General features: G+C 61.2%; 23 protein-coding genes, 2 pseudogenes and 1 CRISPR repeat array. Of the genes and pseudogenes, 18 read left to right on the top strand and 7 right to left on the bottom strand.

The window, feature by feature from the left end:
- Positions 1–69: 69 nt before the first annotated feature.
- From K940_RS0120220 to K940_RS0120240, 5 genes are all read right to left on the bottom strand, one after another.
- Positions 70–480, bottom strand: a complete 411-nt coding sequence (locus tag K940_RS0120220) for a hypothetical protein (protein ID WP_028478985.1) — start codon at positions 478–480, stop codon at positions 70–72.
- A gap of 161 nt (positions 481–641) precedes the next feature.
- Positions 642–1,001 carry a hypothetical protein gene (locus K940_RS0120225; RefSeq protein WP_028478986.1) on the bottom strand — a complete coding sequence of 120 codons (360 nt, stop codon included), beginning with the start codon at positions 999–1,001 and terminating at the stop codon, positions 642–644.
- A gap of 41 nt (positions 1,002–1,042) precedes the next feature.
- Entirely contained in the window at positions 1,043–1,882 is an 840-nt protein-coding gene (locus tag K940_RS0120230; RefSeq protein WP_028478987.1) for an amidase domain-containing protein, read from the bottom strand.
- A 127-nt stretch (positions 1,883–2,009) separates the two neighbouring features.
- Positions 2,010–2,225 carry a hypothetical protein gene (locus K940_RS33205; protein WP_028478988.1) on the bottom strand — a complete coding sequence of 72 codons (216 nt, stop codon included), beginning with the start codon at positions 2,223–2,225 and terminating at the stop codon, positions 2,010–2,012.
- Complete coding sequence (locus tag K940_RS0120240) at positions 2,225–2,482, bottom strand: hypothetical protein (protein ID WP_196812312.1); 258 nt, start codon at positions 2,480–2,482, stop codon at positions 2,225–2,227. The genes K940_RS33205 and K940_RS0120240 overlap by 1 nt, the downstream gene beginning before the upstream one ends.
- Positions 2,483–3,030: 548 nt before the next feature.
- On the opposite strand from K940_RS0120240, the gene K940_RS0120255 reads away from it, so the two are divergent.
- The 8 genes and pseudogenes from K940_RS0120255 to K940_RS31915 all read left to right on the top strand — a co-directional run.
- Positions 3,031–3,282, top strand: a complete 252-nt coding sequence (locus K940_RS0120255) for a hypothetical protein (RefSeq protein WP_196812313.1) — start codon at positions 3,031–3,033, stop codon at positions 3,280–3,282.
- Positions 3,283–3,351: 69 nt separating this feature from the next.
- Entirely contained in the window at positions 3,352–5,586 is a 2,235-nt protein-coding gene (locus tag K940_RS0120260; protein WP_051407408.1) for a CRISPR-associated helicase/endonuclease Cas3, read from the top strand.
- Positions 5,583–6,299: a type I-C CRISPR-associated protein Cas5c gene (gene cas5c / locus K940_RS0120265; protein WP_028478992.1), complete on the top strand. Its 717-nt coding sequence runs from the start codon at positions 5,583–5,585 to the stop codon at positions 6,297–6,299. Before K940_RS0120260 ends, cas5c begins: the two co-directional genes overlap by 4 nt.
- A complete protein-coding gene (gene cas8c, locus K940_RS0120270; RefSeq protein WP_028478993.1) occupies positions 6,289–8,067 on the top strand; it encodes a type I-C CRISPR-associated protein Cas8c/Csd1 in 1,779 nt (592 codons plus the stop codon). The genes cas5c and cas8c overlap by 11 nt, the downstream gene beginning before the upstream one ends.
- 28 nt (positions 8,068–8,095) lie before the next feature.
- Positions 8,096–8,965 (top strand): type I-C CRISPR-associated protein Cas7/Csd2, encoded by an 870-nt coding sequence (cas7c, locus tag K940_RS0120275; RefSeq protein WP_036529492.1) that lies wholly within the window; start codon positions 8,096–8,098, stop codon positions 8,963–8,965.
- A complete protein-coding gene (locus K940_RS31910) occupies positions 8,962–10,353 on the top strand; it encodes a CRISPR-associated endonuclease Cas4/Cas1 (RefSeq protein WP_081706519.1) in 1,392 nt (463 codons plus the stop codon). Before cas7c ends, K940_RS31910 begins: the two co-directional genes overlap by 4 nt.
- Positions 10,354–10,644: a CRISPR-associated endonuclease Cas2 gene (gene cas2 / locus K940_RS0120290; RefSeq protein ID WP_028478995.1), complete on the top strand. Its 291-nt coding sequence runs from the start codon at positions 10,354–10,356 to the stop codon at positions 10,642–10,644.
- 128 nt (positions 10,645–10,772) lie between these two features.
- Positions 10,773–11,249: direct repeats of the CRISPR family, unit length 37 nt; unit sequence GTGGCGGTCACCCTCACGGGTGGCCGAGGATCGCAAC.
- A 122-nt stretch (positions 11,250–11,371) separates the two neighbouring features.
- Positions 11,372–11,500, top strand: a pseudogene (locus K940_RS31915) (TIGR02569 family protein); the annotation flags it as partial.
- Between the two features lie 45 nt (positions 11,501–11,545).
- On the opposite strand, the gene K940_RS0120300 reads toward K940_RS31915, so the two are convergent.
- On the bottom strand, positions 11,546–12,142 hold the full coding sequence (locus K940_RS0120300) for a hypothetical protein (protein WP_028478996.1): 597 nt from the start codon (positions 12,140–12,142) through the stop codon (positions 11,546–11,548).
- A 130-nt stretch (positions 12,143–12,272) separates the two neighbouring features.
- Positions 12,273–12,599 (bottom strand): hypothetical protein, encoded by a 327-nt coding sequence (locus tag K940_RS0120305; protein WP_196812314.1) that lies wholly within the window; start codon positions 12,597–12,599, stop codon positions 12,273–12,275.
- Between the two features lie 295 nt (positions 12,600–12,894).
- Between K940_RS0120305 and K940_RS0120310 the strand changes: the two genes are divergently transcribed.
- From K940_RS0120310 to K940_RS0120365, 10 genes and pseudogenes are all read left to right on the top strand, one after another.
- Positions 12,895–13,773 carry a helix-turn-helix transcriptional regulator gene (locus tag K940_RS0120310; RefSeq protein ID WP_028478998.1) on the top strand — a complete coding sequence of 293 codons (879 nt, stop codon included), beginning with the start codon at positions 12,895–12,897 and terminating at the stop codon, positions 13,771–13,773.
- On the top strand, positions 13,770–13,979 hold the full coding sequence (locus K940_RS31920) for a DUF397 domain-containing protein (protein ID WP_081706521.1): 210 nt from the start codon (positions 13,770–13,772) through the stop codon (positions 13,977–13,979). The genes K940_RS0120310 and K940_RS31920 overlap by 4 nt, the downstream gene beginning before the upstream one ends.
- Positions 13,980–14,057: 78 nt before the next feature.
- Positions 14,058–14,444: a hypothetical protein gene (locus K940_RS0120315; protein WP_028478999.1), complete on the top strand. Its 387-nt coding sequence runs from the start codon at positions 14,058–14,060 to the stop codon at positions 14,442–14,444.
- Positions 14,441–15,886: a hypothetical protein gene (locus K940_RS32560; RefSeq protein WP_155981011.1), complete on the top strand. Its 1,446-nt coding sequence runs from the start codon at positions 14,441–14,443 to the stop codon at positions 15,884–15,886. The genes K940_RS0120315 and K940_RS32560 overlap by 4 nt, the downstream gene beginning before the upstream one ends.
- Before the next feature lie 24 nt (positions 15,887–15,910).
- Positions 15,911–16,684, top strand: coding sequence for an ESX secretion-associated protein EspG (locus K940_RS0120335; protein WP_028479001.1), 774 nt, complete (start codon positions 15,911–15,913; stop codon positions 16,682–16,684).
- Positions 16,685–16,806: 122 nt separating this feature from the next.
- Positions 16,807–17,325, top strand: coding sequence for a DUF3558 domain-containing protein (locus K940_RS0120340; protein ID WP_028479002.1), 519 nt, complete (start codon positions 16,807–16,809; stop codon positions 17,323–17,325).
- A 26-nt stretch (positions 17,326–17,351) separates the two neighbouring features.
- Positions 17,352–17,714 (top strand): hypothetical protein, encoded by a 363-nt coding sequence (locus tag K940_RS0120345; RefSeq protein WP_028479003.1) that lies wholly within the window; start codon positions 17,352–17,354, stop codon positions 17,712–17,714.
- Between the two features lie 235 nt (positions 17,715–17,949).
- Positions 17,950–18,122 (top strand): annotated as a pseudogene (locus tag K940_RS33750) (transposase); the annotation flags it as partial.
- Between the two features lie 265 nt (positions 18,123–18,387).
- Positions 18,388–21,291: a type I polyketide synthase gene (locus K940_RS29545; RefSeq protein WP_081706523.1), complete on the top strand. Its 2,904-nt coding sequence runs from the start codon at positions 18,388–18,390 to the stop codon at positions 21,289–21,291.
- Between the two features lie 22 nt (positions 21,292–21,313).
- Positions 21,314–21,551: helix-turn-helix domain-containing protein (locus K940_RS0120365; RefSeq protein ID WP_028479004.1), on the top strand; the 238-nt coding region annotated here is incomplete at its 3' end.

The following is a 21,551-nucleotide window of genomic DNA, read 5'->3' on the forward strand; positions in this document are numbered from 1 at the left end:
CAAGCGTTCCCCGGCCTCGCGCGGACCGCCGATATGGTGCGATTGGTTCTCTGATCTCCTCGGCCCGGCTCACGGTGCGCTGTGGCCGGCTACGGCGGAGCGGTCGCGGTCCGAGTCCGCTGCCGCAGGGATATCGGTGGGCGCCGCCCAGAACCTATCAATATGTCTGGAGCGGTACTTATAGAATTCTGCTGGTCCCCACTTGATAGCGAAATAGGGCGCTTCATCTTCTGATCCCTTGAATTTGCAGATCGGCCTCCGGGGCAGCGGCATCGAGGTGACTTGGATACATTCATGGTCGCCGAGTGATTCGATGGGAGAGTCACGTGTCATGAGGTTTTTCTCCTTGTCATGAAACATATGCTGCGGCGGGGAGAACATCCATGTGACGCCGGCGAATTTCCATGAGTAGAACGAGAACCAGCCGACACCAGTGATGAGCACCATGATGAACGCTATGCGCACGACACGTTTCTTCATAGGGAAAATACTTTCTATCCAGACGATTGTATCAGTAGGTTCGTTGTGTCGTCGGGGTCTACGCAATTCAGTTATGACTATGTTGGGACTCGGCTTACGTCGGTCGAACAAAGGCGTTGGTGCGCGTCCGGCAGGGCAAATTGTCCAGGAGCGTCGCTACCTCACCAAGTGGTGGGATACCAGAAATACGCAGGACCTCTCGAGTAGTACTTGTAGTATTCGCCAGGTCCCCACTCGATGGCGACATCCCATCTTTCATCGCCCATCTTCCTTTGGAACTCGCAGATCGGTTTCCGGGTGATCGGTATCGAGTCGAAGCGGATGCATTCGTGGTCGGCGAGTGAGTCGACCGGTGAGTCCTCTGTCATGTCGAATCTCTCGTCCTGGAGGAACATCGACTCTGGCGGAGAAAACATCCAGGTCACGCCGGTGAATTTCCATGAGGTGAATGAGAACCAGCCGACACCGGTAGCGATCGCGAGCACGAGTAGTATACGGATGATCCGGTTTTTTCTGATCACTGTGATCTCTCTATTCGCGTAGCATCGTCCGGCGGCGCGGACTATTCTGGGTAGTCAATCTTCACCGGGCGGTATTTGATTGGGAAAAAATCTGGATTCTCCGCGTATCCCGGCAGGAACCACGGCGCATGATGACGGTCTGTCGTATGCTGGTTGACCACATCTCCCCACACTCGGGAGCCGTCGGGCATGGTGATCCAATCCTGTCCAACATATACTGCGGTATGTGTAATCTCCGGTTTCCCCTCGTCGTTTGTACGTTCATAGAAGACGATATCGCCAGGTTGAAGCCCACTACTGGAGAGCGCATTGGGATCTACCGATGCGTCGGGTGAGGTCCACACACTTTCCGGAGCAGCCGTACCGGTAGGCGTTCCGTCTTCTGCCTGGACGCTTCCTTCGGTGAGAAACTGGTGCAAATCTGGCGCGTATGTCCAGGTTCTCGAAGCTTCCCAGTCTTCGGTGAAGGTGTTTTCGTCGTACTGTGAGAACCATGCATTGGGATCATGGTCATTCGGGTCGTTGAAGCGGTCGCGTGTCATCTTCTGCTGAAATCCACCGGATTCGATGGCCTGGGAGACGAAGTTCGCGCAGTCGGAACTGTAGCTTGGATAGTCAGGGTTATAATTCTTCCAGTATTTTTCGGTGAAATCGACGACACGTTGCCGCGCTTGGCTCAACTCTGTCATCGGCAACTGCATGCCCGCCGGAATTCTCGCGGACGATTCCGGCGCTGCGATACTGATCTCCCTCAGGGCCGAGCGGATTCTCCGGGCGGTGTGGTCCAGCGCGTCTGCCAGAGCGGCTCCCAAATCATCTATCGCGGCCTGCCAGTTTGCCATCGTATTGAGTCCGGCATCCGAAGCAGCCGCGTCGGTCACGGTGTCGGTGACTTTCCACCTGTTGGAGACCGCGAATCGCTCATTCGCGGCCCATTGTGCGTTGCTCAGCAGATCGCGAACGAGAGTCGTGACCGAATCACCCCCCTCGTCGAACGCGGTGGCCAGATCATCGATCGCTCGGTCGTCTCGGACACAGCGCGTTCCTCAGCGGCGAGTCGTGCAGAACCTTTCCAGTCACCGCTGTCACCTGGCTTGTGGATGATTCGGACACCGCATCCAGTGTCCCTCGCAACCGTGTGGCCACGGCGGCGTATTGCGCACCCGCGGTGGCCAGCTGCTCCGGCCGCCATCGCGCGATCTGCTCCCGGGTGGGTACGCTCATTACAACTCTCCCATGGCTTTCATTGCCTCGGCGAAGGATTCGTCGGTGAACTCGAACGCGTCAGCGCTGCTGCGCACCATGGAGATGATGTGGTCGATGCGTGAAACAACCACCAGGGCCGTTTCTACCCGACGGGTACCGCCGTCACACGCGGTGTCGATCGGCGAACTCGTCACGGCGGCGCCCGCCTCGTCCGCGCCGGGATCGGCTTTCACCGTGCGCAGTTCGTTGGCCTCTTCCCCAAGAGCGTGTGCCATGGATCGCAACGTATCCGGGTCGACCTGCAGCCGAAGCCCGGGTTGCCCACGTGGATCAGGCGCCAATTCCATTCCCTCCCAATTTCGATGAAAGCTGTGCACCTCTTTCATCTGCCTGGCAATTGCACAGACTAACGGGCGCACCCGCTAGCTAGGAGTGCCGAAACCGCAAGCACTATCCGGCAATCGAAGTCCCGCTTGGAGCACGATACGCCTAGAGCACGGTATTGGCGGGGGACGGGCCGTGGGCAGGGCCTCGGCATAGTCGTGAAGTGCGTGCGTGACCTGGGGTCGCGGGGTGCGCCATCGGCTGCCGGGCGTGCTGGCCATCGCCATCGCGGCCACGATGACCGGCGCGCTCGTTCGCGGCGATCGCCGAGTGGGCCGCTGACGCACCGGTCCCGGTGTTGGCCCGCTTGGGTGCCGTGGCGGCGGTGCCGTCGGAATCGACGATCCGCCGCGTGTTGGGCCGAGGGGCCGCCGACCGTTTCGACGAGGTGATCGGCGCTTAATTGTGGTTGCGCACCAGCATGCTCGGTGGACACAGGGTGATCGCGTTCGACGGCAAGACTCTCAAAGGCGCCCGCGACGCCGCCGGGAACCTGGCGCATCTGTTGGCCGCGCTGTGCCAGCGCACCGGAGTGGTCCTCGCCCAAGTCGGAGTGACCACCAAACCAATGAAGTCGCTCGCCTGCAAGCTCTGCTGGCTACCTTCGACACAGAGCCGCAGCGCTGTGCGGGCTCAGGTGGAGGTCGGAGATTCGGGGAGCCGAATGTGTGTTGTCTCCCTGAATCTCTGATGCGCCAGAGTCCGTCGGTGCCTGGGCGTATGTTCGCTGTACTGGGATCGGTGGGATGTAAGGGCAACCATGGCTTCGGGTTTGTGGGCGCATAGTGTGAATGCCCTGGGGGTGCGTCACGATCTGGTCGATCATTTGCGGGGTACTGCCGCGATGGCGGCGGAGTTCGCGGAGGTGTTCGGGGCGGGGCGGGTTGCGGCGTATGTCGGTTTGGCTCATGACACGGGCAAGGGTGGTTGTCCCTGGCAGGCAGGGCTTGTGCGCGCTGAAGCCAACGGTGGGCGTGTGGTGGATCAGCATGGCCGCAGCATCGACCACAAGCTCGCCGGTACGTGGTTGGCCGCGAGAAGAGCGGGCCTGGGTTTGTTGTCGATGGCGATTTTGGGTCATCACGGAGGTTTGGGTGATCGCCCCGGTCTGGTGAAGGCGGTTGCGCGGGCGGAGGGGCCGGATCGTGACGCGGTGCAGGAGGCGATCGCTCGGGTCGCGGCCATGGTGCCGGAAATCTTCCCGGATCCGATGCCGCGGATTCCTTCGTGGGCGTTGCCGCCGGCCGAGCCGTGTGTCGTCGAGTTGCTGCTGCGGATGGTGTTCAGCGCTTTGGTGGATGCCGATTACTTGGATACCGCAAAGCATTTCAGCGGACAATCGCGACCGATGCCGGTGCGGTTGTCGGAGTTGGTGCAGGTCTATGAACGCAACCGTCGCGACTACCTCGATGCGCGGCTTACGTCTTCTGATGAGAAGGCGCTGCGGGTCGATGCTATCCGTACCGAGGTCTACGAGCAGGTTGTCGCAGCTGCTTCGCAGCCTAGGGGTATCTTCCCGTTTCCGGCGCCGACCGGCGCTGGGAAGACCATCGCGGCAGGTGGTTTCGCGGTGCATCATGCTGCCCAGCATGGTTTGGCACGGGTGATCGTCGCGGTGCCGTTCTTGTCGATCACCGAGCAGAATGCGTCGGTGTATCGGCAGTTGTTCGGTGATGAGCATGTGCTCGAGCATCACAGTGGCGTCGATGTGGACGAGCTCGGCTCCAGCGGTCGTTGGCAGCGGTTGGCGGCGGAGAATTGGGATGCGCCGGTGGTGGTGACGACGACAGTGCAGTTGTTCGAGTCGCTGTTCAGCCGCAAACCGTCGGCGATGCGGAAGCTGCACCGACTCGCAGGGTCGGTGATTGTGTTGGATGAGGTTCAGTCGCTGCCGGATTCGTTGTTGTTGCCGATTCTGGGAGTGTTGCGACATCTGAGTGAGCACTTCGGCACGACGGTGTTGTTGGCCTCGGCGACGCAGCCAGAGTTCTTCGGCTTGGAAATATTCCAGGGTATCGGGCGCCGGGATGTGATCGCGCGACCGCAGCCGTTGTACGACCGGTTACGGCGGGTGCGGTTCGAGTGGCGGTGCGATCCCAAACCCACCTTCGGGCAGATCGCCGAGGATGTGGAGGGGGAGCGGCAGGTGTTGGCTATCGTGAACACCACCGCCGATGCCGCTGAGCTACATCGACTGATCGAGGCTCGGGATACCGAGGGGCCGGTTTTGCATCTGTCGACGCGGATGGCCGGCGGCCACCGTCGCGCTGTGCTGCAGGAGATCGGGGCGCGGCTCGCCGAGGGGCAGCCAGTGGTGGTGGTCAGTACCCAGTTGGTCGAAGCCGGTGTCGATCTGGATTTCCCGGTGGTGTATCGGGCGTTCGCGCCCGCGGAGGCGTTGTTGCAGGCCGCTGGGCGTTGCAACCGTAATGGGCTGCTCGATGAAGGTCGGGTGGTGGTGTTCGATCCGGTCGATGGCAGTGTGAAAGGCCCTGCGATGGTGTACGGACCCGCCCTGGATGTCACGCGGTCGTTCTACGGCCCCGGCCGCGACCCGGACCGGCTCGACCTGCTGCGGGACTACTACACCACTCGGTATGCGGTGAACAACATCGAGAACAGCGGTGCTGGTGCGAGGATCCAGGAGCTTCGGGCCGTCTTCGACTTCCCCAAGGTCGCTGCGATGTTCACCATGATCGATGAACACACAGTGCCTGTTGTGGTCCGCTACGGCGATGACGCCGAACAAGAAGACCTCCGTGCCAGAGTGCTCGGCCCGGATCCGGTCGAGCCGTGGGTGTATCGGCGGCTGCAGCCCTATCTGGCGGCGCTGCCCGAGCGACTGGCTGTGCGGGCTGTGGCCGAGGGGCTGGCCACAGTGTTGGTCGGCGATCCAACCAAATCCGGCAGCGGCCGCCTGTATGAGTGGTGCGGCGATTACGGCACCCGCGGAATCGAATTCAGCTATCCCAACCCGGAGGACTACATCTGGTGAACAGCACCCATCCGTACTATCCGCACTCCCCGCTGGTGGTCGAGGTCAGTGGCGACTATGCCTGCTTCACCCGGCCGGAGATGAAATCCGAACGCTTCAGTTACGAAGTCATCACCCCGTCCGCAGCCCGAGGAATTCTGGAAGCGATCTTCTGGAAACCAGAATTCGACTACATCATCGTCAAGATCGAGGTCCTCAAACCGATCCGCTGGTTTGCCATTCGCCGCAACGAGGTCAAATCGATGGTCTCCGACGACTGGGTTCGCCGCGCCATCGCCGATCCCGGCCTGCGCTACGACGTCGAAGACGACCGCGATCAGCGCAACACCGTGGGACTGCGTGATGTCGCCTACCGTATCTACGCCCAGATCCGGCTACGGTCCCATGCCACCGCTACCGAGATGGCATATCGTGACCAGTTGCGCCGCCGCGTCGACAGAGGCGCCTGTTACTCCCAGCCGTTCCTCGGCACCCGCGAATTCTCGGCCCGTTTCGGCAAAGCCACTTCAGCCGAACCCATCTCGGGTCGGCGGGACAAGGACAAAGACCTCGGTGTGATGCTCCACAGCATCGCTTACGGCCCCGATGGCGGCGAAACCTACCGCTGGTTCCTCGCGAGGCTGACCGACGGCGTTCTGCACGTTCCGCCCCGCGGCATGGAACTGCCGTCGGCGGGCGCGGTCAAACGCGGGAGGCGAGCGAATGCTGATTGATCGCCTCGTGGCAAGCCGCACCGAGGACGCCGCACCTCGCTACTACCGGACCCGGACGGTGCGGTGGGCCGTCGTGCTCGATGACGCCGGGAACCCGAATCTGATAGATCGGGCCGATGCGAATTACAAGTCCGGAACACCTTTGGCGACACCGTATCTGACTCGCACCAGTGGTGTCGCCCCGATGCTGCTGGTCGATACTCTCGAGTATGTCTTCGCTTTCGCCAAGAAGGATGATGACAAGGCCCACCGCGGCGCGGCGCGGCGCCACGACGCCTACCTTGCCCTGTTGCAGCAATGGCGGGAGTCCAGCAATGATCCAGTCGCCCAGAGGATCTGTGAATTCTTCACGACTGGAAGACATCTCGATCTTCTGACCGACCCTCGGCTGCAGGAGGCGAAGTCGTCGGACTTGGTGGCGTTCCTCGTCGCCGGTGAGCTGGTGCAGCTGCGGGAGTCGGCGACCAGGTTCTGGGCGCAAGTGGCGCGCACCCGCAAGAGCTCGGGCAGCGAGGGGTTCTGCTTGTCGTGTGCGACAGTCGGACCGTTGAAGACGGTTCCGGAGATGGTCAAGGGCAGCCTGATTCCCGTGGGTATCGACGCGGCTGGGCGGCCGAAACGCGGCCGGGATGCGGCGGTGGTGTCGATCAACACCACCGCCCAAGGGCGGATGGGCACCCTGCAACTGGCCAACACGCCGCTGTGCGAAGACTGCGGCGGGCATGCCATGGCTGCGCTCAACAGCCTGCTGTCGGACCCGCGGCATCATCGCCGCGGTGAGGACAACGTCCTGACGTGGTGGCTGCGCGAGCCCGCCGCCGAATTCGATCTCCGCATCATCGACACACCCGCCCCCGAGCAGGTCTCCGCACTGCGGAACGAAGTGGTGCAAGGTGAGTCGGGCACGGTCGTCGACGACTCCGACTTCTACGCCATCACCCTGTCGGCGAACCAGAGCCGCGTCGTGGTGCGTGACTGGATCGATATGCCGGTTCTGGAAATCAAGAAACGATTCCGTGACTGGTTCGACGACCACCGATCCACCCAGGCGTGGGCCGACGGCATCCACGAAGTGGGTCTGAAGGCAATGGTCCAGGCCACCGGCCGCTGGGATAGACAGCGCAAATCCTATGTCGCCGGGAGCGCGGCCTCCGGTATCGAGCGAGAGCTGCTGCGCTGCGCGCTACACGGTGGCCCGCCACCACCGAATTTGGTGCCCAGGCTGCTGCATCGCATCCGCAACGACCACCACGTCGACCTGCCTCGTGTGGCGATGCTGCGCCTGGCTCTCAACCGCCCTCCATATCTGAAGGAGAACGTCATGCCAGGCCTCGACGAAACCGCCACAGACCCCGCTTACGTATGGGGCCGGATGTTCGCCGTCCTCGAAGTCATCCAACGCCAAGCGATCCCCGACATCAACGCCACCATCCGAGATCGCTACTTCGGGCTCGCCATGAGTCAGCCGCTCGCGGCCATGCGGATGCTGCGTCTCAACGCCAACGGCCACCTCAAGAAGCTCACCGGGAGGCAAGCCACTCGCCCCGCAGGGTGGGCACTCCACGCTCAGCTGGCCAAGATCTCCGAAGCACTCGAGTGGCACACTGCGCTGCCCGCACACCTAGACGCCGCAGCCCAAGTTCGATTCATTATCGGCTACGACCACCAACGAGCCGCCGAGATGGCCGCAGCCCGCGCCGGGAAGGCCGCCAAAGACGCCAAGGCCGCGGCTGCTGAAAACGTCGCAGCCACTGAACCCATCGCCTGACAGACACCGACAAGGAGCACTCCATCCCATGATCGACGCCGCTCATCTCGACCCCACCCGCAAACACGACTTCGTGTTCCTGTTCGACGTCATCGACGGCAATCCCAACGGCGACCCCGACGGCGGCGGAATCCCCCGAACCGACCCCGAAACCATGCAAGGCCTGGTCACCGACGTCGCTATCAAGCGCAAAATTCGCAACATGGTCTCCCTGCTCGGCGAAGGCAAACCCGGCAACGCCATCTACGTCGAAGCCGGGGTAGCGCTCAACGCCCAACACGAACGCGCCTACAAAGAACTCGACCTGTCCGCCGGCAAAGCATCCGAGCTGTCCGCGCGGCGCTGGATGTGTGAGAACTTCTACGACGTCCGCATGTTCGGTGCCGTCATGACCACCGGCAGCAAACCCGCCGGCCGTGTCCAAGGCCCGCTGCAGCTGACCTTCTCTCGCAGCATCCACCCCGTCCTGCCCCAAGAACACGGAATCACCCGCCTCACCCGAACCAGAGAAGACGACACCAAGCAAACCGAGATGGGCAGCAAATACGCCGTCCCTTACGGCCTCTACCGCGGTGTCGGACATTTCAGTGCACCGTTGGCCGCCCGCACCGGCGTCACTGCCGAGGACCTTGCCCTGTTCTGGCGCAGCATGACCCTGATGTTCGAGCACGATCGTGCTTCCACCCGAGGCGAAATGGCCCTGCGCGGCCTCTATGTCTTCACCCACCACGACGCCTACGGCACCGCACCCGCCCACACTCTCACCGACACCGTCCACATCACCCCCGACAGCAAACAGATCCCGCCCACACCTATCCGCAACTTCACCGACTACGCCATCACCGTCGATGAAGCCGCCCTCCCCGATGGCATAACACTCACCCGGATCATCGGATGACCCCAGCCACCGCCGCGGACCCACTGCCGGTGTCCCTGTCCTCGCTGGAGCATTACGCGTACTGCCCCCGGCAAGCCACACTGATCCTGCTCGAAGACGCCTACGCCGACGATTCCAACACCATCCGCGGCACTCTCATGCACGCGCATGTCCACGATCCCGGTGTCGAGTCCAGACCTGGCGTCCGCACCTTGCGGGCGCTGCCGGTGTGGCATGACGGCGTCGGCCTGATCGGGGTATGCGACGTGGTCGAGATCTTCGCCGACGGCACCGTTGCTCCGGTGGAACACAAGTCGGGACGCTACCAACCCGGTGGTCCCGCCGACGTCCAGCTCGCCGGACAAGCGGTCTGCCTCGAAGAGCGTTTGGCTACCCGGATCGACACCGGATTCATCTACGCGGCAGGTGATCGTAAACGCCATCCGGTGACGATCGATGACGCGCTACGGGAGCGGGTCGTGCAAACCGCGGAAGCGGTCAGATCGTTCGCTCAGCGGGCCGAACTAGCACCGGCCGTGGCGGACAACCGATGCCGCGGGTGCTCCATGAGCACACTCTGTATGCCCAAGGTCTGGATGAGTTCCGCAGGCAGATTTCTGGGCCGCGTCGACGGCCCGACCCGAGGCAATGTGCTACTGCGCCACAGCCAGCATCTAGCGCACGCCGATCCTGAAGCCCGACTATCGATCGCGAGATCGTGTGTCGCGGGCAAGATCCAGAACAGCCGCCAGATCCTCATGCGTGGTGCCCGAGATTCTGTCCATCGGCAACAGGCACTGCGTGAGATCTCCGACGACCTGGCGGACCTCCTCCAGAAGCTCCCAGAGATACCCCACCTCGAGGTCTTGCTCGGCATAGAAGGACAAGCCGCCCGCTTGTACTTCTCCGGCCTGCGGCATCTGTTGCGGCCAGATCTCGGGTTGGCGTTCACCGCCCGCATCAAGCGACCGGCCATCGATCCGGTCAATGCGCTGCTGTCCTTCCTGTACGGTTTGCTGCGCTCCGCCGTACACGGTGCGGCCGAACAAGTCGGACTCGACCCCTACATCGGATTCCTACACGGCCTGCGTCCCGGCAAACCCGCCCTGGCCCTGGATCTGATGGAAGAACTCCGGCCGGCAATCGGTGACCGCCTCGCCCTGACCCTACTCAACCGTCGACAAGTCCGTCCGGAGCACTTCGAGACCTTGCCAGGCGGCGCGGTGCAACTGACCGAAAGCGGCCGCAAGCTGGTTCTCACCGAATGGCAACGCTACAAGCAACGGTCACTGCCGCATCGACTCCTGGGGAGAAAAGTAGACGTCGCGCTACTCCCTTCGATCCAGGCACGACTACTCGCGCGGCACCTGCGAGCCGAACTGCCCACCTATCTGCCCTGGACGCTATAGATGGAGCTCCTGCTTACCTACGATGTCTGCACCACCACTCCCGCAGGAAGGCGAAGACTCCGGAAAGTCGCCAAACTCTGCGAAGGTTATGGACTGCGCGTACAAAATTCCGTATTCGAAATCGTCTGCACCGAAGCCGAACTGCTCATCCTGATCGACAGCATCCACCGCCTCATAGAGAACACCGAAGACAGCATACGGATCTACAAAATACCCAAAGGTTCGTTCAAATCAGTCCGCGCCATCGGAACCGCCCAAGTACTACCACACGGCGACCCGCTGATCCTGTAGCTAGGAACCTCCAGTGCACATGGATTCCCAGAGAGGTTCCGAACTGGCGAACAGCGGCTATCGTATTGGAGCTACTCGAAACAGTGCCTATCGCGCGGCCCGGTCGACATCCGCCCAGTTCGCGCGCGGTGGCGGTCACCCTCACGGGTGGCCGAGGATCGCAACGCCCCAGTCTGCCCAGGATCAGCGGTATGCAATGAGTGGCGGTCACCCTCACGGGTGGCCGAGGATCGCAACACCGATTGGCGTCAGCTACCTGCGATGTCGGATGCGGTGGCGGTCACCCTCACGGGTGGCCGAGGATCGCAACTTCTCGGGCGGAAACCGCTACCGGCTCGACCGCGCGTCGTGGCGGTCACCCTCACGGGTGGCCGAGGATCGCAACGCGCCAGTCTGCCCAGGATCAGCGGTATGCAATGAGTGGCGGTCACCCTCACGGGTGGCCGAGGATCGCAACTTGGACTTGAGACTGGGTCAGGCCAAGATCGTCGCGGTGGCGGTCACCCTCACGGGTGGCCGAGGATCGCAACATCGGCAGGTGGTTGCTCGACGCCGATTCAGCTCCCGCGTGGCGGTCACCCTCACGGGTGACCGAGGATCGCAAGCCAGGAAAAGTCCCCACCTCCTTGGGGGTGGGGTTCAGTTCAGGGGCGGTCACCTCGCTTGATGCGGTGTTTCATGCGGTAGGAGTCGCCGTCGGTGATGACGACGGTGGCGTGGTGCAGTCGGGTTGATCGAGCGCTGGTCGGATCTGTCGGAGTGGCCGCAGATGTTGGTGCGGGCGGTCATGTTTCGGCTGGTGGTGCATGCGCTGCATCCGCGTTCGACTCCGCGGGCGTTGCCCGGCCTCGCGTGAACCGCCGATATGGTGCGACTGGTCCTCTGATCTCGACGGCCCGGCTCATGATGCGCGGAGCCGGGCCAGGGTGGCTCGGTTGCCGTCCGGATCCAGGGTGATCGCCGCCGCCCACGCATGCGCCGTAGCGGCCCGCCGGTCGAAGAGGTCGATCCAGGTGTCGACGCACCCACGGGTGTCGTCCACCCCGGTAGGGGACTGTCCGAGTTCGGGTAGGTGAGCGTAGGTCATCGACGTATACGAGCGGCCACGAGCATCGAAGATCGTTGCCGCGCAGACTTCGTGGGCCCCGGCACGTTCGAGCAACTGGCCCGCGATGGCCGCATCGATCGCTTCTCGGGGTACGCCGTCGCGGCCGGTGAACATTTCGCCGACGGTCCAATACGCCAGCCCGAAACCCCATAGCCGGCCGGAGAGTCGCTGCATGAGCCATTGTGCGGATTCGAGGATCGGTGAGCGTTCGGCGTCGGCGTCGAGGACTATCGTGGTGTGGGCCATATCGTGTGTGGTGGGGGAGTCGGTGCGGGCGAACCCCCAGAAGTGGAGGATGTCGGCGTTCGAGCCGGCCGGGTCGGCGCGGCGTTCGGACATCATGGTCGTGAGTATCGCGTCGATCGCGACGCGGGGTGGGTAGCGGATCATCGATACGTTCTCCAAAGGCCTGCCGCGTGGTGCACGCGCAGGACGCTGCGGTCGTGGTCGTTTCCGTCGTATGGACATGTCAACTCTTCGGTTGGGCAGCTGTATATCTCGAAGGTTCGGATAGATCGGCTCATCCGGGGCGCCGCCCCGTCTGAGTCCGCGCAGCGGAGGGGGTTGCGTGCCTGTGCAGCACGACATCCCAGAACTGGGTACGTACCGCGTCCCAGAGCCGGAAGTGGCGCGGGAACCATTCCCGTGCTTGCGCCAGGTCCGGTGGCGCGCGCTGATCGAATCCGATGAAACCGGGCTGTCCCAGCGGTATTCGAACGATCGTGCCGTCGTTGCGCAGTCGGTGGGCAGGCGTTCGGTCGGTCTCATCGCGCAAAAACAGGACTTCCACACGATGGCCCATCACTCGCCAGCCCGCGTGAGTGGCTCCGATTGTGGTTCGGCGCACTCGCAGTCACCTCCGGACCGTAACTTGCGGCAGTGCTATCGAAATCACCTGCTGGACTGGCGTCTCCGGACGAGACGTTGCGTTCTTTGCAGCCGTGTTCGGCCGAGGTCTGCAGCTTCTTCCATATCGTCGGTGCATGCGCATATGCTGCGGGTCGTGCTCACGACGGCGGGCTCGAAACAGTCGAGGTACGGCGATCGGTACGTATCCCTGGGAGCTTCTCAGTTGGGCACTCAATGATTCCCGAAGCGGGAAACTATCAGTCACACTGTGGGAGAGCAGGGGAGGACACTGAATGGCGGGCACCAAGTCGGACCTCGGTAAGACGACGACGCTGCCGCGTCGCCAGCTGGGCAGAGCGCTGCGCGACGCGCGTCAGGCCAACGGATACACGCTCGAGCAGGTCGCCGAGGCTCTGGAGATCAGCCGATCCAGCCTCGGACGACTCGAGCTCGGGCAGAACGAGCGGGTGAAGGTTCGCGATATCGACTTCATCTGCGAGTACTACGGGATAGCGGAGGACCGCGTCGAGTATTTGAGGTCCCTGGTATCGCATGCGAATCCTAAGGTATGGTGGGAAGACTTCCGGAAGCTGATCAGGCCGGGATTCAACACGTATCTTCAATTGGAAGCTGTGGCAACCGGATTCCGTTTCTTCCAGTCACTTGTTGTGCCTGGAATATTGCAAACAGCCGAATACGCACGGGTAGTCGCAGCATCACCTTTGGCTGATACTTCAGATGAGGTGGATCGGCGCGTAGCTTTGCGAATGCGACGGTCGAAGATACTGACTCGCCGACACAAGCCGGTCCAGGCGGAATTCTTGCTACATGAAGGGGTGCTGCGCACCGTGGTCGGTTCCAGTCGAGTCATGGCGTCCCAACTTCGCCATATTGCGGACATGAGCACGCTGGAGAACATCTCCATCCGAATCGTACCGTTTACAGCAGGATTCCCTGGCGGTTTGGCCTTGCCTCCATATATCGTCATCGACTTTCCGCATAATGAGCCATCCGTGGTCTACACCGAAGGAGCTATAGGAACAATAATTTTCGAAGAGAACGACGATGTGGAGCGCTTCCGGGTGATGTATGGGTCTCTCAAGAGCGCCGCGCTGGAAGAACGACCATCACGTGATCTACTAAGAAATCTGACATGGAGATATGATCAGTGACCACAAGGGCCTTGAGCGGGCAATGGTTCAAGTCTTCCCACAGCGGAGACGGTGAGGCCTGTGTCGAAGTTGCATGGCTCGGCGTCGGAAGGGTCGGCATCCGTGATTCAAAGAACCCGACCGGTCCGGCTCTGATCGTAACCGCAGGTGAGTGGCGAATGTTCACGATGGCTGTGCTGGAGGGAAAATTCGACCGAATCAGATGAGCCGACGCACAGAACCCCGTGTCCTTCTTTTCAGCATTATGACTCGCCGAAAATGACTGCGTCTTGATTGGAGGAATTGTGATTCCCTACCAGGCACTTGAGGATTGTTCTTCGCTGGAGGATGGGATTGTCTACCTCGCGCGGTCGAAACGACTGTACCTCGATTGCGAGCGGGTCGCCTATCGGTGCGTGAAGGTATACAACAAACACATTGCAGATCCCCGGGATGTGTGCGAACCGAGCCATGGAACCGTGAATATTAATCGTTGCGATAATGTCAAAAATTTGGAAACCGATATTCTCCAGACCACTGGAGAATATCTTTCGATCTACAAGATCTCCTTTGAAAGTTTCGAGAATTCGCCGACCTTTCAAGGGGTCATGATCATCTCGACCAAGCGCGACACCGGACAAGATGCAGAAAGCGAGTCCGGTGTCGGATACTGCACAGAGCGGGTGCAATGATGACCTATTGGTACAATCCTGATCTATACTTTCCGCGGCTGGGTTCGGCGACGCTACGTACTATCACCGACTTTCTTTCTGGTGAGGAACTGCAGCCTGAGGTCGATCCCTATGCCGTCCAGGAAAGGTACAACAAGAAACGCGATCGGGTGCGCAGCAGTGCGGACGACATTGGATTCGATGGCGAGATTCGGCCGCAGGAGGTTCATGAGGTAGATGAATTCGAAGGGTACGACCTTGCCACGCTACGTGCCAAGGTCGATCAGATCGATTCGACAGCAGTCGCCGACCTCGTTGCCGACTGGAAGAACATCTCTGATAAGAACGACGAATCGCTAGAAGGATTTACGGGTAGCATGTCCCGCGCTACCGATGAGGGGGTATGGCGAGGAGCGGCACGCGACGCTGCGGCAAACGCCGTCGGTAACTACACAGCCCAAGGTCAGCAAGTCTCTAGAGCAGCGAAGCTGACCAGCAGCAAGCTGGATGAACTGAGGACCGGCTTGGAACCCACCAAGGAGTTGGTCCCGCATCCGCCGGAGCATCGCAGCGGAGTGCAAAATTTTGGCTCATGGATATCCGGACGTGGCTGGCGCAATGATGATGTTGCCGAGTACAACGCGAAGCAGGAGGCATTGCGGGTGTTGAACACCGTATACGCCCCAGTTGTTCAGGAGTCCGATACTGGCGTGCCTGTGATTCCTCGTCCAACTCCCATGGCAAGCTCCGGTGCTGACTCCGTCGGTGGTGGAGCGTCTAGTGGAGTTGATTTCGGGGGCGCAAGTTCTGGTGACGGAAGCCGCTCGGGTTCACAATCATTCAGTCCGAACACTTCCAGTACCGAATTCGGCGACCCGGCAGACTCCAGAGATACTCAGGTTGCAAACAATCCTGCCGGAAATTCGCCATCTGCAGGTCCCGATTCCGCGTTCACCGCACCGGCATCGACTGCATCGGCTACAACCGCTCCGGGGGCGACCACCCCCGGCGGTCCGGCTTCGGGAGCTTCGAACAGCTCTGGAAGTTCTACTGGTGTGGGCGGCCCAGGAAATTCCGGTGAGCCGGGCGGTTCTGGAAGCCGCAGTGGCGGAGGTGGTGCCGGTAGAAGTGGAGTGGGCGGTCTTGGAAATCGCGGCGGCATTGGGGGCTCTGAAAGGCTTCCCGGCTCCGCTTCACCCGGCAACTCGGTGCGGTCACCGGCTGTCCCAGTGCCAGGCGCCCCCGCCGGAGCCACTCCGCCAGCCGCGCGATCGGGCACCTCCTCGGCTCGCTCTGGAATGACCGGCATGCCAGCTGGTCTGGCTTCCGGTGGGCGTGGTGGCACGTCCGATGAAGAATCAGGCAAGAGCGCTCCAGACTACTTGGTCACCCAAGAGCACGGAGACGAACTGCTCGGTCTGCGAGATTTGCCAAAGACGGTACCCCCTGTGATTGGTGAATGATTCTGTGCGGCGAGGTATCGAGTCATGGCTGAGATGCGGAGCTGGCGGTTCACCGCGCTCGAATTCCGGACACTGTGGGAGTCCACTGGTCGAGACGTTCTGCCCTATCCATTGCGTCACCAGCACACGACCCAGTTCCGTTCGGAGAGTCTGCGATTGCGGCAGGAGGCGGCGCAGTCACTCCGCGCCCACCTCGATGATGACCTGGTGCGAGTGGTACAAGTACTTCTCGCCCCGGAAGCTCGGGTGGAGGTAGCCGGGTTTGTGGGCATCCGACGAGAGCACAAACTGCGTGCGCATGCAGCGGTGCACGATCAGCATGGCGCGATTGCTGTACAGGAGCCTGGCGCAGACCACGAGCAGGGCGGTGATGTGATCTTGCGGTTGTTGTCGGCGGGGGAGGTTGCCAAGGCCGCGGTTGATGTGCTTCCGCGCTGTAACGCCGGGCAAGGTAGACAAGTGCGAGTATCGCCCGAAGAGTTAGGGCGGCCTCGTCCACCGGTGCGTGATGCATGGAGGCCGACCCCACGGGAGGAGTTCGAGCGGTTCTACACTCAGGCGATGACGTTGATCGGTCATATCGGCGTGTATGCGATGGGCAGCGTGGACAATCGGCATGTCGATGGGCGCAAGGACTTCCAGCTCAATGACGTCGAAGATGACGGCCGTTATGTCACTTTCGGTGCTGACACCCTGACCATCAAACCCACGACCTCCGAGCGGATTGCTGCGACATTGCGGCAGATGATCATCCGGACCGTAACCGAGGTGCGTGAGGGAGTCTATCTACCGCATTGACCGCGCATCGTGTGCTGCACGCTCATGCCCAGCGCATTCTGATCCTCGACTCTCGACAGTCGCGCCCATCCGAGTCTGCTACATTCAGCGCGTTGAGATCGGGCCGACCGAAAGGGCGGGGGATGCGCGGTATCAGATTGGTGGCGGCTGCCGTACTGGTGCTCGGGCTCGCCGCTTGCGGCGAAGCCACCAGCACCGACAAGAGCGCGGCGACAACCACCAAAGTCGTCCTGTACGACCCGTGTACGATCCCTGACGAGGCGGTGCTCGCAGCCGGTGTCGACCCAAAGACAAAGGAAAGCGGTATCGAAGGAAGACCACGGTCTGGTTGGGAAATCTGCGGTTGGTACAACGACGATTTCGCGCTCACCGTGTATTCCTCGGCCCGCACCATCCGGGACTACGGGGCCAAGGCGAGAAATGCCGATTTTCAGTCGGTGACAATCGCGGGACGTCCGGGAGAACAGTTTCGTGTTGACGCCGATAACAGAGATTTCAAGTGTGACGTGGTATTCGCCGCGGAGCAGGGCAGCGTACAGATCTCTCTGCTGAGTTTGTCTCCGCGGGCGACCGACTTGCCCGACCCTTGCAGGTCGCTATCCGAGGCGGCGTCGTCGCTGGTTCCGCATCTGCCCCGGTAGTCAGCGGATCGAATCAGGAGGGGTACATGGCTGACAATGAGGCTCGTCGCTGGTCGAGGATCGCCGAGCAGGTCAGAGCGGGTGAGCTGTATCTGGACAATGAGGCAGTCGCCCGCAACTGTTTGTTGGCGTGCGCCCAGCGTATCGCTGACCTTGAAAGTATGCTTCGCCTCGCCGACCGGACGATGAATGTCTCTGGTTTCGGGGATTTCGACATGGCTGGGAAGCTTCAAGGCAAGTTTGCCAGCCAGGGCACGGACATTGATTCCGTAATCCGCGAGGACATGGAGGTCGTGGAGGATATGCAGGAGGTGATGAGGCTGTCGTTGTCGAGGGTTTTGGGTGTGGATGTCGATAACGCCGGAAACATTCGCGGCCTCGCTGATTAGCTGTAGTAGCGGTCACGTCGCCGCCGATCGATGACTAGCGCGAAAAATTCCAGTATATCTATGCACTGGTTGCCGCAACCGTCATTCGGCATCACCGGTTTCCGCACTATGCCCCCATTCGTCGTTGAGTAGTCTGGGAATCAGAGCCTACGTCGGAGGCCTTCTTTGGTGGTTGCTGGGCGGTATCCGGCGGTCGGTGGGCCATTATACCGAGGACCGGGGCGCAGCCCAGTTGTCGCTGGCGATGAACGACCTGCCAGGGTTGTTGAAGCAGTCGCTGACCTGGGACCAGGGCCGGGAGAGGTCGCTCACGCCTCGTTCACCACCCGCACCGGTGTCCCGGTGTTCTTCTGCGACCCACACTCACCCTGGCAGCGGCCATCGAACGAGAATATGAACGGGCTCATGGAGTGGTCCCCAGAAGACGACTGGCAGCGACCAGATCCCCGACCTTGCGGCGGCATACGGGGATACCAACTCTTCCAGACGCTTCAAGACCAGACGAACGGCCTTCTCGCTAACCTCGGACGGATAGCGCTTCGACCTGATGGAGACTTCATTCGAGGAATGAGGCGGTTCCAAACCCGGCAGCCAGCGCCGCCACTGTAGGACAGCTGAACGGGCCTCGCGGAACACGTCGAACCACAGTCGCCGTCATGTTCTGGTATTCGCATTGGATGGTTTGACGGCGTACTCGGCCGATGATATTTTCGAAAACAGCTCAACCTCATCGGCCGGGGTGGTTTCACCACCCCGGACCTGGCGTGAAATCCGGAAGCAATGGCTCGACCAGAGTCCGCAACTCATCCGGGACAAACAACTCATAGACCACGATTCGGACATCACGCAGCACAGCCGATTCTGGCGTAACCTCAAAGAATTACAACCGCGTAAGACGCCATCTCAGTGCGACTACTTCAGCTCTCAATCGCGCTTCCAGGGCTTGTCTGATCGCTCTTATATTCAAGTTGGAGGTCGATTTTGCTTGAGTGCCGTGAAGGTTCATGTAGTGGGTTTGTCTTGCCGGTTTCCCGGCGCTGACACGCCCGGAAAATTTTGGAGAATGCTCGTGGCGAAGGAGGGTGGCTCATCCTTGTCGAACGGTGCGGTTTCCCGTTTTGACCGGGATGATTTCCGTTTCAACTGTATCGAACCTGCAGACTGGTTTGACAATAGTTTCTTCAATCTTTCGCTTCGGGAAGCGGCCGTGATGGACCCGCGTCAAAGAATAATGCTTGAATTGGCCTGGGAAGCAATTGAGGATGCCGGCGTATCCCCGAGTGTCATTTCTAGCAGTCGCGTGGGAGTTTTTATCGGCTCGTTGGGGGATTCTATCAAGGATGCGGGCAGTGATTCATCGATATCAGGATCCAGTAGCTCATTTATCGCCAATAGAATTTCTCATTTCTTCGGATTCGACGGGCCAAGTGTTGTCGTAGACACCGGGCAATCTTCCTCGCTCGCTGCGATGCATCTTTCTTATAGAGAGCTTCGGTCCGGGGATATAGATATCGCGATTGTGGGCGGAGTCCATCTCGTTCGCAGTCATGATCGAATCCGCGACCTCGGCAGGCTAGGTGTAATTTCGGCCGGGAGTGAATGCCGCCCTTTCGATGAGCAGGCCGACGGTTTTGTACCAGGAGAAGGCGGGGGTGTTGTCTTGTTGATGACTTCTTCGTCAATGGAGAGCGCGAGCGCGAAAAATTATGCCGAGATATGCGGTACGGCGGCCGGCGGAAACGGTGCCAATTTCGGGATAATCGCGCCCGACGCCAATGCGCAGGCCAAATTGATTCAACGGGCTCTTGCGGATGCCGAGATCCTGCCCGATGACATTGGATTCATCGAAGCACACGGCACAGCGACAGCGCAAGGCGACGCCACGGAGGCGACAGCGCTGGGCGACGCTATCGGATCGAGGCGAACAGCGGGTCCACTGGTCATCGGTTCGGTAAAGGCCAATATTGGTCACCTGGATGCTGCTGCCGGTATAGCTGGAGCAATCAAGGCGGTGCTAAGTCTGTGGCATCAAAGATTTCCTGGAAATAGAAACTTCACGAGTTCCAGTGATCTCATCGACCTGTCTGGGCTAAATATCACGATCCCGACCGACACGACCGAGCTGATCAATCACCATAGTGGATCCCATAGTTACGGTAGGGTCTCTTCGTTCGGGTTGGGCGGCGCGAACTTTCACGTCATTTTAGGTTCGTCCCAAAAGATTGAACCGGGATATAGTGCGGAGTCGGTACCTCACGACTTCATAGCCGTGCCGTGGGTGGTTTCGGCGCGGTCGGTGGCGGCGTTGTCCGGGCAGGCGCGTTTGCTGCGTGAGTTCCTGCTCTCGGAGGCTGGGGCGGATGCCGACGCGGTGTCGGTCGGCCGGGAGTTGTTGAGGCGTTCGCGGTTTGAGCACCGTGCGGTGATCATCGGCGCCGATCGGCAGTCGTTTCTGGACGGGTTGGATGCTGTGGCTTCCGGTGGGCAGGCCGCGCACGTCATCCGCGGGGTGACGACGGGTGCTTCCGAAGGCGGGAAGACCGTCCTGGTGTTCCCAGGCCAAGGCGCTCAATGGATCGGGATGGGCAAAGAGTTGATGGCCTGGTCACCGGTGTTCGCGTCCGCGATGGCCGAGTGCGCGGGGGCAATCGATCCGCTGGTGCAGTGGTCACTACTCGAGGTGCTCTCCGACGACAGCAGTGACTGGCTGGGCCGTGTCGAGATCGTGCAGCCGGTGTCGTTCGCGGTAATGGTCTCACTAGCCCGAGTGTGGCAGTCGCTGGGTGTAGTGGCCGATGCTGTGATGGGCCATTCTCAAGGTGAGGTCGCCGCCGCGGTCGTCGCGGGAGCGCTGAGCCTGGCGGACGGTGCGCGGATCGTGGTGGCTCGCAGCGCGTTGATCGCGCAAGGACTGGCCGGCAACGGCGCGATGGCGTCAGTGTCACTGCCGCTGGCAGCGGTTGCGACGCGTTTGGGCGCGGGTGTGGAGATCGCTGCGGTGAACGGTCCGGCGTCGATCGTGGTGGCCGGTGAGACGACCGCCGTGGCCAAGCTGCTGGCTGAGCACGAACGTGACGAAGTGCAGGCGCGATCAATCGCGGTCGATTACGCCTCGCACACCGCCCAGGTCGAATCAGTGCGGGACGCATTGCTCGAGGCGCTGGGGGCGGTGGACGCGCAGCCGTCCCGAATCCCGCTGTATTCCACTGTAACCGGGCAGAAGTTGGCTACAGAGACCATGGATGCGCGGTACTGGTTCTGGAACCTGCGGAAACCAGTGCAGTTGCAGCGGGCCACCGAGGCGGTACTCGACGACGGGTTTACACGGTTGCTAGAAGTCAGTACTCATCCAGTATTGACCATCGCGATGCAGGATACCGCCGACGCGGTCGGATCACCGGTGCGTATAGCCTCCACACTGCGGCGCGGCGAAGACGGAAGCCGCCGCCTCATTCTAGCGTCGGCGGCTCTCGAGGTCACCGGAGTCGGAATCGACTGGGAAGCACTGCTACCCACCGCCGCGCATGGATGTCGCATCCGGCTGAATACTGACCCTCTGGTTCCGGGTGAATATTGACCCACCCGTGAACGATCATGAGGTGTTGAACGTGGAGGACTGGGCGGAGATCCGCCGGTTGCATCGCTCGGAGGGTATGGCGATCCGGGCGATAGCTCGCCGGTTGAAGATCTCGAAGAACACGGTGAAGAAGGCGCTGGCGGCGCATGAGCCGCCGCGATATCGGCGCAAGCCGAAGGGTTCGGTGGTCGATGAGTTCGAGCCGGCGATCCGGGAGTTGCTGGCGGAGTTTCCCGATATGCCGACGACGGTGATCATGG

This window comes from Nocardia sp. CNY236, assembly GCF_000482385.1.
In the GTDB taxonomy this organism is placed as follows: Bacteria; Actinomycetota; Actinomycetes; order Mycobacteriales; family Mycobacteriaceae; genus Nocardia.